This window comes from Bartonella sp. MR168JLCBS (assembly GCF_042194175.1).
This window is the reverse complement of sequence record NZ_JBHIMP010000615.1, coordinates 1-545: the sequence shown is the minus strand read 5'-3', so window position 1 is coordinate 545 and position 545 is coordinate 1. Positions and strand designations below refer to the sequence as shown.

The 545-nt window shown below is 36.5% G+C and carries 1 protein-coding gene; it reads left to right on the top strand.

Going from position 1 to position 545, the window contains the following annotated elements; translation table 11 throughout:
• Nucleotides 1-154: 154 nt before the first annotated feature.
• The coding region (locus tag ACFIK8_RS13020; protein ID WP_375669660.1) for a CHC2 zinc finger domain-containing protein at nucleotides 155-545 on the top strand (391 nt) is incomplete at its 3' end.

Here is a 545-nt window from a genome sequence, read left to right as displayed (position 1 = left end):
GAACAAGAAATTTGATCACTTTTTTTACTCTCCGTTTCTAAATTATATACGGTTGAGTTCTTAAAATCTTTCAACCGCTTAAGATGAAGTATTGGAATTATGCTCCAAAGTCGTTAAACATGCAAAAAAGAATTTGAAAACTCTGTGAGAGATAATGCGTTTTCCTTCTGATTTCCTTGATGAGATCCGCACCAGATTACCAATTTCAACGGTTATTGGCCAAAGGGTGGTATTTGATCCTCAAAAAAGTAAACCTTCTCGGGGAGATTTTTGGTGTTGTTGCCCATTTCATGGTGAGAAAACGCCCAGTTTTCATTGTGATGATCATAAAGGCCGTTATTACTGTTTTGGTTGTGGTGTGAGTGGTGATATTTTTACTTTTCTTTGTGAGCTTGATGGATTGCGTTTTTCAGAAAGTGTAGAGCGTTTGGCTGATTTTGCGGGGATGAAATTACCTGTCTCTGATCCACAAAGTCATAAACGCCAAATGGAAAAGGCTGACCTTTATGATGTTATGAAAATAGCTATGGATTTTTTTCAATATA